This window comes from Acidovorax sp. ACV02 (assembly GCF_014851475.1).
GTDB classification, from domain to species: domain Bacteria; phylum Pseudomonadota; class Gammaproteobacteria; order Burkholderiales; family Burkholderiaceae_C; genus Acidovorax; species Acidovorax delafieldii.
In genome coordinates, this window is the sequence record NZ_JACUZU010000006.1 from 154,862 (window position 1) to 169,265 (window position 14,404).

The following is a 14,404-nucleotide window of genomic DNA, read 5'->3' on the forward strand; positions in this document are numbered from 1 at the left end:
GGCGTGCGGCAGGCAATATCAGTGGCTGGCTGCGCCCACATGGGCGTCGGGCTTGACCCGGTGCAGCAGAGCCAGCATGGCGGCCTCGATGCGGGCCAGGGCTTCGGGCGTGTGGCCCTCAAAGCGCAGCACCAGCACGGGGGTGGTGTTGCTGGCGCGGATCAAGCCAAAGCCATCGGGCCAGTCCACGCGCAAGCCATCGATGCTGCTGATGGCGGCGGGCGCGGCAAAGGTTTCTGCGGCCAGGGCCTGCAGCTCGGCCGTCAGGCGGTGCGGCTCGCCCTCGGCACAGGCCACGTTCAGCTCAGGGGTCGAGAAGCTGGTGGGCAGCGCGTTCAGCACGGCGCTCGGGTCGCTGCTGCGGCTCAGGATCTCCAGCAGGCGGCAGCCGGCATAGGTGCCGTCGTCAAAGCCGTACCAGCGTTCCTTGAAGAAGATGTGGCCGCTCATCTCGCCACCCAGGGGAGAGTTCGTCTCCTTCATGCGGGCCTTGATCAGCGAGTGGCCGGTCTTGAACATCACCGGCACGCCACCGGCCGCTGCAATGGCGGGCGCCAGGCGCTGGGTGCACTTCACGTCGAAGATGATGTCGCCGCCGGGCACGCGCGAAAGCACGTCTTGCGCAAACAGCATCATCTGGCGGTCGGGGAAGATGTTGGTGCCGTCCTTGGTCACAATGCCCAGGCGGTCGCCGTCGCCGTCAAAGGCCAGGCCCAGTTCGGCATCGCTGGCCTTCAGGGCATCGATCAGGTCACGCAGGTTTTCAGGTTTGCTCGGGTCGGGGTGGTGGTTGGGGAAGTTGCCGTCCACCTCCGAGAACAGCTCGATCACCTCGCAGCCCAGCGCACGGAAGATGGCCGGGGCCGACGCGCCGGCAATGCCGTTGCCGCAGTCCACCACGATCTTGAGCGGCCGGGCCAGCTTCACGTCACCCACAATGCGTTCGCGGTACGCGGGCAGCACATCCACGTGGCGGACCGAGCCACCGGCCACCAACTGCCAGCTTTCCTGCTCCATGGTGCGGCGCAGGCCCTGGATCTCATCACCATAGATGGCGCGGCCGTTCAGCACCATCTTGAAGCCGTTGTAGTCCTTGGGGTTGTGGCTGCCGGTGACCTGGATACCACTGGTGCACAGCGTGCTGGCCGCAAAGTAGAGCAGCGGCGTGGTGACCAGGCCCACGTCGATCACCTCGATGCCCGCCTCCACCAGCCCCCGGATCAGCGCCGCCGACATGGCGGGGCCGGACAGGCGCCCATCGCGCCCCACCGCCACGGTGGTCTGCCCTTCCGCACGTGCTGCGGTGCCAAAGGCCCGGCCCAGGCCCAGGGCCACGTCTTCGTTCAGGGTGGACGGCACGATGCCGCGGATGTCATAGGCTTTGAAGATGGCGGGGGTCGGTTGCACGCAGGGGGGCCTTTCGTGATGGGGTTGAAAAGTCCGCTGCATTGTAGGCGGCGGCCCTGGGGGTGTTTGTCAGTCGATGCCTCAGGCGTGCGCCCTGCCCTTGCCAAAGGCACAGGTCCGAAAACGGCTAGTGGTGCGAAGCCAGGCTCCTATGATCTGGCCCATGACCCCGACCGCCCCCCCCTCGTACACCGCCACGGATGTGGCATCCGACGAAGGCCGCTACCTGGCGCTGCAGGCGCGCGACGCGCGGTTTGACGGGCATTTTTTCACCGGAGTGACCTCCACCGGCATCTACTGCCGCCCCGTCTGCGCCGTGCGCACACCCCGGCGCGAGAACTGCCGGTTTTTTGCGCTGGCGGCGCAGGCCGAAAGCGCCGGGTTTCGCCCCTGCCTGCGCTGCCGGCCGGAGCTGGCCCCCCAGGCGATGGTGTGGTCGGTGCAGGACGCCAGCGGCATTCTGGTGCAGCAAGCCGTGCGCCTGCTGGACGCGCCCGACCTCTGGCCCACACCGGCCGCACCCGGCGAGGGCAGCGCCACCGTGGCCCGCCTGGCCGAGCGACTGGGCGTGAGCGACCGGCATCTGCGCCGCATTTTTGAGGCGGCCCTGGGCGTATCGCCGCTGCAATATCTGCAGACACGGCGGTTGCTCACGGCCAAGCAGCTGCTCACCGACACCGCCATGCCCGTGACGCAGGTCGCACTGGCCAGCGGGTTCGCCAGCGTGCGCCGCTTCAATGCCGCCTTTGTGGGGCATTACGGGCTCAACCCCACCCAGCTGCGGCGCAACGGGGGTGGCAGCGCCGCATCGGGCGCGGGGCGCACCAGCGCTGTGCGCCTGGCGTGGCGCCCGCCACTGGACGTGGCGGCGTTGCTGGCCTTTTTTGAAAAGCGGCAGTTCCATGGCGTGGAGTGCGTGGTGCATGGTGTGGACGGCCCCGGCCTGCGCCGCACCGTGCGGCTGGCCAGGACCTGCACCGGCCTGCCGCAGGAGACCACCGGCTGGCTGAGTGCCCGTTTTGACCTGGCGCGCCACCAGGTGCTGCTGCAGACCAGCGACAGCCTGTACCCCGTGCTGCCGCTCGTCATCCGCCGCGTGCGCGCCATGCTCGACCTGGACGCCGACCCCGCGGCCATCAACGCCGTGCTGCACCCGCGCTTTCCGGACGGTGATGGCCTGCGTGTGCCCGGAGCGTTTGACGGCTTTGAGCTGGCCGTGCGCGCCGTGCTGGGCCAGCAGATCACCGTGGCGGCCGCGCGCACGCTGGGCCAGCGGCTGGTGGAGCGGCTGGGTGAACCCATCGCCACGCCCTGGCCCGGGCTGCACCGGCTGTTTCCCACCGCAGCCACCCTGGCCTGCGCCGATGGCGACACGCTGGGCCAGCTGGGCATTGTGCGCCAGCGTCAAGCGGCGATCGTGGCGCTGGCCCGCGCGGTGGACAGCAGCGCCCTGCCCCTGCACGCGGGTGCCGACGTGCCGAGCACCACTGCCGCCCTGTGCGCCCTGCCCGGCATTGGTGACTGGACGGCGCAGTACATCGCCATGCGGGTGCTGCGCTGGCCCGACGCCTTCCCGGCGGGGGACGTGGCGCTGCACAAGGCGCTGGGGGTGCAGCAGCACAAGAACCCCGCACGCGCCGCGCAAGAGGCCTCGCAAGCCTGGCGCCCCTGGCGCAGCTACGCGGTGCTGCGCGCATGGGCTGCCGGTGGCAGCAGTGCCGGAGCGGCTCAGCCTACAGATGCTCAAACACTATCAAAACAGTAGCAAACCAGGCAATAAACACTAGCGCATGGTGCCAATTTCGCCCCAAAACGGCCTCTATCACTCTTTCAAGACCTCTCAGCATGCAGTTCCACGCTTTCACCGTGCAGGCACGGGCCGACACCCCGCTGGGGCCCGTGCGGCTGGCCGCTTCCCCCAACGGCTTGTCGGGCGTCTGGTTTGAAGGCCAGCGCCACGAGCCCAGCGCCTACTTGCACGGTTCCGAGGCCTGGGCGTTGGCCCCTGGCGACCATCCTGTGCTGCAAGAAGCCGCCCACCAGCTGCAGCAATACCTGGGCGGGCAGCGCCAGCATTTCGACCTGCCGCTGGACCTGTCGGGGGGCACGGCATTCCAGCAATCGGTGTGGCGCGCGCTGCTGCAGATTGGCCGGGGCCAGACCATCAGCTACGGCACGCTGGGCCGCCAGCTGGGCAACCCCAGCGCCGTGCGGGCCGTGGGTGCCGCCGTGGGTCGCAACCCACTGAGCGTGGTGGTGCCCTGCCACCGTGTGCTGGGTGCCGATGGCAGCCTGACGGGCTATGCAGGCGGCCTCGATCGCAAGAGGGCTTTGCTGACGCTGGAGAATGCACCCCTTTTGGCCGCCGCAGCCCATCCCATGAAAGCCACCGCATGAACAGCCCCGCCACCCGGCCCGTCTCCACCTGGATCGGCGAATTCATCCTGCTGGCCGCACTCTGGGGCGCGTCGTTCCTGTTCATGCGCCTGGGCGCGTCCGACTTTGGTCCCCTGCCCACCGCCGGCCTGCGGGTGGCGTTGGCCACGGTGTTCCTGTGGCCCATCATGCTGCGCCAGGGCCACTGGCCTGCGCTGCGCCAGCACTGGCGGCCCATCCTGTTTGCGGGGGTCATCAATTCGGCGATTCCGTTCTCGCTGTTTTCCTGGGCGGTGCTGCACATCGCCACGGGCCTGACCTCGATCCTCAACGCCACGGTGCCGCTCTTTGGTGCGCTGATCGCCTGGGTGTGGCTGGGCGACCGCATCAACCGCCTGCGCTGGGTGGGGCTGGCCCTGGGTTTTGTGGGCGTGGCCCTGCTGGCCTGGCGCGCACCCGCCGGCACCGGGTTCAAGACCGACCACGCCCACTGGGCGATTGCGGCCTGCCTGCTCGCGTCGGCGTTCTATGGCGTGTCGGCCAGTTTTGCGCGGCGCCACCTCACGGGGCTGCCGCCGCTGGCCACGGCCGCAGGCAGCCAGCTGGGTGCCGCGCTGGGCCTGGCCTTGCCCACGCTGTGGCTGTGGCCGGCGCAGATGCCCGGTGTACGCGCCTGGGCGGCCATCCTGGCCATTGCCGTGCTGTGCACCGGCATTGCCTACATCCTGTACTTTCGCCTGATCGAGCACGCGGGCCCCAGCCGCGCGCTGGCCGTGACCTTCATCACCCCGGTGTTCGCCGTGCTGTATGGCACGCTGTTCCTGGGCGAGACCATCACGCCGTGGATGGTGGGCTGCGCGCTGGTGATCGTGTGCGGCACCTTGTTGTCAACCGGACTTATCAGGACGCTGCGGCCCGCCCGGCCCACCTCAGAACAGGCCTAAACTTGGCGGATGGTTTTTTTATCGGGTGCATGCCTTCTGAGCAAGGCCACATGCGGCACAGGTCGCGACATGCACCCGCTCCTTCTTTTGGCTTGTTCGCCACTTTTCAGACCCGCAGCCGCCCGCTTCAGCGACCAGACCACCCAAGGAAAACACCATGGGTAACAACACGCTGCTGGCGGGCACTGCCCTCATGCTGCTGCTGCTGGTGCCGGTCTGGCTGTCGCCGCAGGAGTCTCTGCACCCGTCCCGGCGCACCCTGATCCTGCTCGGTGTGGCTGGCGGGCTGGTCTCCATCGCAGCTTTCGAGGCGCTGCGATGGAATGCGCCGGAGCTCCATATCGTGGCCTACCCCACCGCCACGGCGTTCGTGGCGCTGTTTTTTGGCGTGCCGGCGGCGGCCATCACCGCCCTGCTGGCCTTGCAGGCCGCGCTCTGGACAGACACCTCGGCCGTCTGGCCCGCCACCACCGTTCTGGGCGGCGCGCTGGCTACCGGCTGGACGTGGCGCAGCCTGGGCCAGCGCTGGGCCTGGCCCGACTGGGCGCCACTGGCCGGACTGACCCTCACACTGCCGCTCGTGGTTTCGCTGGTCACAACGGCCACCAGCACGGCCCCTGAAGGCGCCAGCAACATGCACTGGCACCACGGCGCGGGCGTGCTGATGCTCGGGATTGGCTGGCTGGTGATTGCCAGCCGGGCCCGCGCCGAGCTGGCGCGCAACGAGATCCAGCAGACGCTGGGCCAGCAGGAGCACCAGCTGCGCCTGGCGCTGGATGCCCTGGGCGGCGGCCGCTGGGAATGGGATGTGGTCGAACGCCGGTTCTTCTGTGATGGCCGGTTTTACGAGGCCTATGGCATTACCAGTGCCGACTTGAAGTCGCCCGACCTCTGGCAGCGCTGGTACGCCCGGCGCCACCCGTTGGACGCTGAACGCAATGCCTCCAAGCTGGCCCGTGCCATGGACGGCCTGGAAGAAAGCTACGAGGCCGAGTTCCGCGTGATGGACACCCAGGGCCGATGGCGCTGGCTGATGTCCCGTGGCACCGTCGCCCGGCGCGATGCGCAGGGGCGCCCGGCCAGCCTGATCGGCATGGACGTGGACATCTCCGCCCACCGCGAGGCCGAGGAGGCCCTTCAGTCTGCCGAGGCCAAATACACCACCTTCTACCAGACGCTGCCCGACCCGGCAGGCATCACCCGCATAGCCGACGGGCGCTACATCGATGTGAACCCGGCGTTCTGCGAGCTGCTGGGCTTCACACGCGATGAGGTCCTGGGCCGCACCTCGTCGGAGCTGCACATCTGGGCCAACGAGCACGAGCGCAAGCGGCTGCTGGACACCTATCAGCGAGAAGGCAAGGTGGACCGGTTGCCCCTGGTTGCGCAAAGCAAGGGGGTACAGGTTCCGGGCCTGATGTCGGCACGCTCTGTGCTTGTGAATGGCGAAAACTGCTTTGTTTTCGTTTTCCACGACATGACCGAAGCCCAACGCACCAGCGACGAACTTCGGGCGCTCTACAACCAGCTGCAGCAAGCCGGCCGACTGGCCCGGCTGGGCGCATGGGAGGACGAGCGTGGCCGCGGCCTGGTGTACTGGTCGGACGTGTGTTTTGACATCCACGGCCTGTCACCCAACCAGCCGCCCCCCAGCGACTACATCGACCGCCATGTGGCCCCGCAGTACCGCGAGCCGCTGCGCGAAAAGTTCCGCCAGAGCATCCGTTCACGCGCTGAGTGGAGCATGGAGATGGAGGTCTATCACGCCGACGGCCATCTTTTTTGGGTGCGCGCCCGGGGCGAGCCGGTGATCGAGAACGGCCGCGTGGTCAGGGTGCGCGGCGTGATGCAGGACATCGACGAGGCCAAGCGTGCCGAGCAGCGCCTTCGCCAGTCCGAGGAGCGCTTCTCGCGCATCTTCCATCTCATGCCCTACCCCATGGGCCTGTCGCACCGCAGCGATGGCCGCTATGTGGACCTCAACCCTGCCTGGGTCGAGATGCTGGGCATTCCCCGTGAGGAAGCCATTGGCCGCACCGCAGTGGAGCTGGGCATCTTCACCGCCGAAGACCGCCAGCGCCTGATGGAGCAGGTCAGCCAGACCGGCCACCTCAGCGACTACGAAGTGACGCTGAACGTGCGCAATGGTCCCCGGCGCACCGTGCTGCAGTCCATGCGCGCCACCGAGTTCGATGGCGAGCCCTGCTGGTTGTTCTCGGTGCACGACATCACTGACCGCAAGCGCAACGAGGTGCAGGTGCGTGAACGCGAGGCCCTGCTGTCGCTCACCATCTCCGCCGCATCGCTGGGACTGTGGGACTGGGACCTGCAGACCGGCCTGGTCACGGGCGACCGCCGCTGGCGTGCCATGCGCGGGCTGCCGGTGACCGGCGACACCTCGGCGGCCGTGCAATGGACCACGGCCATTGCGCCAGACGACATCGACCGCATCACCACCGAGCTGTCGCGCCACACCGCCCACCTGGGCACACCGTTTGACGCCACCTGGCGGCTGAACCAGCCCAACGAGCCGGTGCGCTGGGTGCGCAACCTGGGCAAGATCGTGGGCTTTGACGAGCAAGGCCGCCCGGCCCGCATGCTCGGTGTGGCCATCGACGTGACCCCCCAGCGCGAGCAGGAGGTCATGCTGCAGCGCCTGGCGTTGTACGACGCCCTCACCGGACTGCCCAACCGGGTGTTGCTGGCGCGCAAGCTGCAGGAATGCATGGCCCAGGCCCGTGACACCGGCAAGCAGCTGGGTGTGGCCTACCTCGACCTGGACGGCTTCAAGCCCGTCAACGACCGCCTGGGCCACGGGGCGGGCGACCGCCTGCTGGTGGTGGTGGCCGGGCGGCTCACGCGCGCGCTGCAGCCGCTGGACACGGTGGCCCGGCTGGGTGGCGACGAGTTCGTGATCCTCATGCCTGGCCTCGGCTCGGTGAGCGACTGCGAACGCATGCTGGAACGCGTGATGGAAAGCGTCTCGGCCCCCTACACGCTGGACACCGAGCGCGTGGTCGTCACGGCCAGCATCGGCTACACCATCTTTCCGCAGGACGACGCCGACGCCGACACCCTGCTGCGCCATGCCGACCAGGCCATGTATGCCGCCAAGCAGGCGGGGCGCAACCGCTTCCACCAGTTTGACGCCGCCCAGGAGCGCGCCCTGCAGCTGCTGCGCGCGCAGGGGCACTACCTGCGCGAGGCACTGGCGCAAGCCCAGTTCATCCTGTACCTGCAGCCCAAGGTGGACATGCGCAGTGGCACGGTGGTGGGCGCCGAAGTGCTCTCACGCTGGCAGCACCCCGAGCGCGGCCTGGTGTCCCCCGGCGAATTTTTGCCGCTGCTGGAGGGCACCGATCTGGAGATCGGCTTTGGCGAATGGGTTGCCGAGGCCGCGCTCACGGTGCTGGAGCAGCTGCAGGACCGGGGCATGCCCATGCCGCTGAGCATCAACATTGCTGCCCAGCACCTGCAGCAACCAGACTTTGCCGACTGGGTGGCCGGCTGTCTGGCGCGCCACCCCCGGGTGCCCGCGCACCTGGTCGAGATCGAGATCACCGAAAGCGCCGCCCTGTACGACCTGAGCGCCGTCGCCGACACCCTGAACGCCCTGCGCGCCATGGGCGTGACGGTGGCGCTGGACGACTTTGGCACCGGCTATTCGTCGCTGACCTACCTGCGCCGCCTGCCCATGGACACGCTCAAGATCGATCAGAGCTTTGTGCACGGCATGATGGGTGACCCGGGGGACCTGGCCATCGTGCAGGGTGTGATCGGCCTGGCACGCTCGTTCGGCTACCGGGTGATCGCCGAAGGGGTGGAAACCGTCGAACAGGGGCAGATGCTGCTGCAGCTGGGCTGCCTGCAGGCGCAGGGTTACTGCATTGCCCGACCCATGCCGCTGGAGGATTTCATCGGCTGGACGCCCACCTGGCAGCCGCCTGCGGGGTGGCAGCGGAACCGGCCGGTTTTGTAGCATTAAAACCTTGCCATGCGCTAGCATCGTATGCGCCAGCAGCTATGATTTTGGTAGCAACCAAGCATATTCTTCGCCCCCTGGAGGCTGGCCTTGAACATCCGTGAGCTCAGCGTCGAAGACCTGGCCCCCCTGCTCAGTCTGTACACCCACCTGCACGCGCAGGACGACCCGCTGCCCCCACTCCCCGAGGTGCAGACCGTGTGGGCCGAGGCGCTCGCCAACCCACGCATTCGGTACTTTGGTGGGTGGGATGAGGGTGTGCTGGTCTCGTCCTGCACGCTGACCGTCATCCCCAACCTCACGCGTGCATGCCGTCCCTACGGCGTCATCGAGAACGTCGTGACGCACTCGTCCCATCGCGGCCGGGGCTGGGGGCATGCGCTGCTGCAGCACGCCCTGGCCCATGCCTGGCGGGAGCACTGCTACAAGGTCATGCTGATGACGGGCCGCAAGGACGAAAACACCCTGCGCTTTTACGAGCAGGCGGGGTTCGACCGGCAGGGTAAACAGGCATTTGTTGCCAGGCCACTGCAGTGACCCCCCGGCCCGGGCGGGCCTGAACTCAGCCCACCAGGTCCTTCACCTGCTGCAGCGCCGCCGGGTCTTCCATCGTTGTCAGGTCGCCCGGATCGCGCCGCTCGGCCACGGCCTGCAGGGCGCGGCGCAGCAGCTTGCCGCTGCGGGTCTTGGGCAGCACGGTCACAAAGTACACGCGCGATGGCCGCGCCACGGCGCCGAGCTGGTGGTCCACCTGCTTCATGACCTCGCCTTCGAGCTTGAGGCGCGCGGCATCATCGGTCAGGCCTGAGGCATCACGCGCCACGGCAAACGCCATCGCCACCTGGCCTTTCAGGCTGTCGGCCACGCCCACCACAGCCACTTCGGCAATGTTGGGGTGGGAGGCAATGCTCTCCTCGATCTCGCGCGTGCCCAGGCGGTGGCCGGCCACGTTGATCACATCGTCCGTGCGGCCCAGGATGAAGTGGTAGCCGTCGGCATCGCGGATGCCCCAGTCAAACGTGCTGTAGATCAGGCGGCCCGGGATGCTCTTCCAATAAGTGTTTACAAACCGTGCATCGTCACGCCACACCGTCTGCATGCAGCCGGGGGGCAGCGGGCCTTCGATGGCGACCACACCCTTCTGGTTGGCACCGGTCAGTTCTTCGCCCGTGGCCTCGTCGATCAGCTTCACGCCATAGCCATACATGGCTTTGCCGGGGCTGCCGAAGCGTGTGGTCTGCTGATGCACGCCGTTGGCAAGGGTCAGGATGGGCCAGCCGGTTTCGGTCTGCCAGTAGTTGTCGATGATGGGCACGGCCAGCGCGTCGCTGATCCACTGGGCCGTGGGCTCGTCCAGCGGCTCGCCCGCCAGCCACAGGGCCTTGAGGCTTTTCACGTTGTACTTGGCCAGATAGGCCGGGTCCTGCTTCTTCAGCACCCGCACCGCCGTGGGGGCCGAGAACATGTGCGTGACCTGGTACTTCTCGACGATGCTCCACCACACGCCCGCATCGGGCCGCGTGGGCAGGCCTTCGTACATGATGGTGGTCATGCCTGCGATCAGCGGGCCGTAAACGATGTAGCTGTGGCCCACCACCCAGCCGATGTCGCTGGTCGCAAAGTACACATCGCCCGCCTTGGCGTCAAAGATGTGCTTCATGCTTGCCGCCAGCGCCACCGTGTAGCCGCCGGTATCGCGCTGCACCCCCTTGGGCTTGCCGGTGGTGCCGCTGGTGTACAGCGTGTAGCTGGGGTGGGTGGATTCCACCCATTCGCAGGGCACCACGGTGTTCAGGTACTGCTCTCGCAGCGGCGCCCATTCGTGGTCGCGGCCTGCCTGCAGGTGCATGGGGGCCAGGCCCCGGTTCACCATCAGCACGGCGCTGGGCTTGTGTTTGGACAGCGCAATGGCCTCGTCCAGCAGCGGCTTGTACGGCACCACCTTGCCACCCCGCGACCCGGCATCGGCGCTGACCACGGCCACCGGCTCGGCATCTTCGATTCGCGAGGCCAGCGAGCCCGAGGCAAAGCCGCCAAACACCACCGAATGCAGAGCGCCAATGCGCACGCAGGCCAGCATGGCAAACGCGGCCTCGGCAATCATGGGCATGTAGATGAGTACGCGGTCTCCCTTCTTCACGCCCAGGCCTTGCAGCACCGCCGCCATGCGCTGCACCTCGGCATGCAATTCGGCAAAGCTGTAGCTGCGTTCGGTGTCGGTTTCTGTAGAGATCGCCACCAGCGCGGCCTGGCTGCCGCGCGTGGCCAGGTGCCGGTCTACCGCGTTGTGGCACAGGTTGGTGGTGCCGCCCACAAACCATTTCGCAAACGGCGGGTTGCTGTAGTCGCACACCTGCTGCGGGGGCGTCTTCCAGTCGATCAACTTCGCCTGCTCGCTCCAGAAGGCGTCGCGGTGGTCGATGGACTGGCGGTAGAAGTCGGCGTAGGTGCTGTGTGCGGTCATTGTGGGTGTCTCCTCGGCATCTCTCTCGCCCTGCCAGGACAGCAGGTTTTGAATTCATAATTATTCATGACGGGCTTGCGGCAAACTGACGCAACCAACCCTCTGCCTAATCATCCATGGCTCCAGATGCAGCAGGCATATTGATATGTCGGCAAACGTCATACCGGCCTGTCACACTCCCGGACCATGCACCCAGCACCGTCCCCTGCCCCCACGTCCGTCCCGTTCCGCGACGCCTTTCTGTTCTGGCTGAAGCTCGGATTCATCAGCTTCGGCGGGCCGGCAGGCCAGATCGCCATCATGCACGCCGAGCTGGTGGAACGCCGCCGCTGGATCAGCGAAAACCGCTTCTTGCACGCCCTCAACTACTGCATGCTTCTGCCTGGCCCCGAGGCGCAGCAGCTGGCCACCTACATCGGCTGGCTCATGCACCGCACCTGGGGCGGCATCGTGGCGGGGGCACTGTTTGTGCTGCCCTCGTTGTTCATCCTGATCGGGCTGTCGTGGGTGTATCTGCGTTTTGGCGATGTGCCGGTGGTGGCGGGCATCTTCTACGGCATCAAGCCCGCAGTGACGGCGCTGGTGCTGCATGCCGCGCACCGCATCGGCACCCGCGCGCTCAAGAACGGCTGGATGTGGGGCATCGCTGCCGCATCGTTTGTGGCGATCTTCGCGTTCGACACGCCCTTCCCCGCCATCGTGCTGGCGGCCGGGCTCATCGGCTACTTTGGCGCGCAGCGCTGGCCCGCCGTGTTTGCATTGGGGGGCGGCCATGCCGATGCCCACAAGGGCTATGGCCCCGCGCTGATCGATGACGACACGCCAACGCCTGCCCATGCGCGCTTTTCTCGCGTCCACCTGGTCAAGGTGCTGGCGGCGGGGCTGGCGCTGTGGCTCGCCGCCATGGGCCTGCTGGTGGCCACCCAGGGCTGGCAAGGCACGCTCACGCAGATGGGATGGTTCTTCACCAAGGCAGCCATGCTCACCTTTGGGGGCGCCTATGCCGTGCTGCCCTATGTGTACCAGGGCGCGGTGGAGCACTACCAGTGGCTCAGCGGCCCGCAGATGATTGACGGCCTGGCCCTGGGCGAGACCACCCCTGGCCCGTTGATCATGGTGGTGGCGTTTGTGGGTTTTGTGGGCGGCTGGCTGCAACAGGTGTGGGGGGCAGACGCGCTGTTTGCCGGCGCCGCAGCGGCAGCCGCCGTGGTGACGTTTGTGACCTTTTTGCCCTCATTCATCTTCATCCTGGCAGGCGGCCCGCTGGTGGAGGCCACGCACGGCAAGCTGGGCTTTACGGCGCCGCTGTCGGCCATCACCGCCGCCGTGGTGGGCGTGATCCTGAATCTGGCGCTGTTTTTTGCCTACCACCTGCTGTGGCCACAAGGATTTGGCGGCCACTTCGATGCCGTGTCGGCGGTGATCGCCGTGGGTGCACTGGTGGCACTGTTCCGCTTCAAGCTGGGCGTCATGCCGCTGCTGGGCGGCTGTGCCCTGGTGGGCCTGGCAGTGAAGCTGGCAACGCCCTACTTCGCCTGACCGGAATCTGCATCAGTCACTATTATTTTGATAGCTGCCAGCGCATAAAAATCATGCGCTAGCAGCCAATTTGGCTTGAAAAGCGCTATTTGATCAGCCCGAGCACGTCCTTGAACGCCGGGTGCTCGCAGCTGCCCAGCCATTCAAACGCCACCATCTCGGTGGTCACCAGCTCGGCGCCTGCGCCGGCCAGGCGGTCAAAGGCGGCGTCGCGGTTGCGTTCGGTGCGCGAGCCGCAGGCGTCGGTCACCACCCACACTTCAAACTCGTCGTCGAGCAGGTCCAGCGCGGTTTGCAGCAGGCAGACATGGGCTTCGCACCCGGCAATGACGATGGTGCCGCGCTCTGAAGCCAGCGGGGCAGGCTTTTGCAGGTGCTTGGGCAGGCTGCGCGCGTTGCCGCCCTGGGGCTTGGCGGGAGGGCGCAGCCATTCGCCCAGGCCTTCTTCGGCGGCGCTGAAGTGCATCTTGGCCAGGGTCTTCTGGCACAGGGCGCGCAGCGCGGCGTCGTTGGCACCCAGTCGCGAGGGGTTTTGCTCGGTGCCCCACACGGGCACATCCAGCATGCGGGCGATCTCGGCCAGGCGGCGGGCGTTGGCCAGCACGGCGGGGCCTTCGTGGATGGCGGGCATCAGGCGATCCTGGTAATCGACCAGGACGAGTTGGGATTCGGTGGCGTCAAGCAGCATGGTGGGACCGTTTCTGTGTTCGTTGAATCGCTGTGCGGGCGCAGCGAGGAAGGCAATGGCACATTGTCGCAGCCCGAGCCCAGGGTTTTCAGGTGCGAAGGACGGACTGCAGCGCCGTGGCCAGCGGCCCGGCCATGGCCACGGCGTTGCTCGGGTGCGGGATGCAGTCCGTGCTCCACACCTCCTCCACCCCGGCTTCATGCAGCACCTGCAGCGCATCGCCCGCAAACAGCGCATGCGTCACCGCCACATCCACCGAGGCGGCACCCGCCTGCAGCAGCAGCCGCGCGGCCAGCGCCAGCGTGCGGCCGGTGCTGGCCATGTCGTCCAGCAGCACCACCGCCCTCCCCTGGGCGTTGAGCGCGGGCAGTTCGATGGCCACATGGCGGTCGCCATGGCGCACCTTGGTGCACACGGCATGGTCAAAGCCGTGGCGCGCGGCGGCCTGGGCGATCCACTGGGCGGATTCGCCATCGGGCCCCACCAGCAAAGCACTCGGGCGGCGTTCAGCAATCAGATCGGCCAGCGGCTCGGCGCCGCTGAGCACCACGGCCTGCGGCACGGGGATGGCCTGCTCCAGCCGTTCGATGCGGTGCAGGTGCGGGTCCACGGTGATGACGGCATCGAACAGCCCGGCCAAAAACCCACCCACCACCTGCTGGCTCACGGCCTCACCGGGATGGAAGGCGATGTCTTGCCGCATATAGGCCAGGTACGGCGCCACCAGCGTGAGGTGGTGTACACCCAGGCTGCGGGCCGTGCGTGCGGCCAGCAGCAGCTCCACCAGCTTTTCATTGGGCTGGTGCAGGCTGCGCAGCAACAGGGCGTGGCGTGGGAGGCGGCCAGTGGTCTCGTTCACCGGCAGGCGCAGCTTGAGTTCGCCATCGGGAAAACGGTGGCGTTCGATGGCCTGGGCAGGCAAACCGGCGGCCTGCGCCAGGCGCAGCGCAGGCGCGGCTTCGTCGTCGAAATACAGCAAACAGGCGGCTTCAGGTGCGGACATG

10 protein-coding genes are annotated in these 14,404 nt (G+C 67.4%); 6 read left to right on the top strand and 4 right to left on the bottom strand.

Features of this window, described 5'->3' with window-relative positions; all coding sequences use genetic code 11:
• Positions 1 to 18: 18 nt before the first annotated feature.
• On the bottom strand, positions 19 to 1,407 hold the full coding sequence (locus tag IB236_RS15560) for a phosphomannomutase/phosphoglucomutase (RefSeq protein ID WP_192421391.1): 1,389 nt from the start codon (positions 1,405 to 1,407) through the stop codon (positions 19 to 21).
• Positions 1,408 to 1,570: 163 nt separating this feature from the next.
• Between IB236_RS15560 and IB236_RS15565 the strand changes: the two genes are divergently transcribed.
• From IB236_RS15565 to IB236_RS15585, 5 genes are all read left to right on the top strand, one after another.
• Complete coding sequence (locus tag IB236_RS15565) at positions 1,571 to 3,172, top strand: DNA-3-methyladenine glycosylase 2 family protein (protein WP_225581181.1); 1,602 nt, start codon at positions 1,571 to 1,573, stop codon at positions 3,170 to 3,172.
• A gap of 80 nt (positions 3,173 to 3,252) precedes the next feature.
• Entirely contained in the window at positions 3,253 to 3,804 is a 552-nt protein-coding gene (locus tag IB236_RS15570) for a methylated-DNA--[protein]-cysteine S-methyltransferase (protein ID WP_099730308.1), read from the top strand.
• The gene (locus IB236_RS15575; RefSeq protein ID WP_099730309.1) at positions 3,801 to 4,727 is read left to right on the top strand and encodes a DMT family transporter; all 927 of its coding nucleotides are present in this window, start codon (positions 3,801 to 3,803) and stop codon (positions 4,725 to 4,727) included. The genes IB236_RS15570 and IB236_RS15575 overlap by 4 nt, the downstream gene beginning before the upstream one ends.
• Before the next feature lie 157 nt (positions 4,728 to 4,884).
• Positions 4,885 to 8,706 carry an EAL domain-containing protein gene (locus tag IB236_RS15580; protein WP_192421392.1) on the top strand — a complete coding sequence of 1,274 codons (3,822 nt, stop codon included), beginning with the start codon at positions 4,885 to 4,887 and terminating at the stop codon, positions 8,704 to 8,706.
• 93 nt (positions 8,707 to 8,799) lie between these two features.
• A complete protein-coding gene (locus IB236_RS15585; protein ID WP_192421393.1) occupies positions 8,800 to 9,246 on the top strand; it encodes a GNAT family N-acetyltransferase in 447 nt (148 codons plus the stop codon).
• Between the two features lie 25 nt (positions 9,247 to 9,271).
• Here the strand turns inward: IB236_RS15585 and IB236_RS15590 are convergent, their stop codons facing one another.
• Entirely contained in the window at positions 9,272 to 11,173 is a 1,902-nt protein-coding gene (locus IB236_RS15590) for a propionate--CoA ligase (protein ID WP_192421394.1), read from the bottom strand.
• Between the two features lie 186 nt (positions 11,174 to 11,359).
• On the opposite strand from IB236_RS15590, the gene chrA reads away from it, so the two are divergent.
• Positions 11,360 to 12,712, top strand: a complete 1,353-nt coding sequence (gene chrA / locus IB236_RS15595) for a chromate efflux transporter (RefSeq protein ID WP_192421395.1) — start codon at positions 11,360 to 11,362, stop codon at positions 12,710 to 12,712.
• An 85-nt stretch (positions 12,713 to 12,797) separates the two neighbouring features.
• On the opposite strand, the gene IB236_RS15600 is transcribed toward chrA, so the two are convergent.
• Together IB236_RS15600 and IB236_RS15605 are read right to left on the bottom strand one after the other, a co-directional pair.
• Positions 12,798 to 13,400, bottom strand: a complete 603-nt coding sequence (locus IB236_RS15600) for an isochorismatase family protein (protein ID WP_192421396.1) — start codon at positions 13,398 to 13,400, stop codon at positions 12,798 to 12,800.
• Positions 13,401 to 13,488: 88 nt separating this feature from the next.
• Entirely contained in the window at positions 13,489 to 14,403 is a 915-nt protein-coding gene (locus IB236_RS15605) for a ribose-phosphate diphosphokinase (protein WP_192421397.1), read from the bottom strand.
• Between the last annotated feature and the right edge of the window lies 1 nt (position 14,404).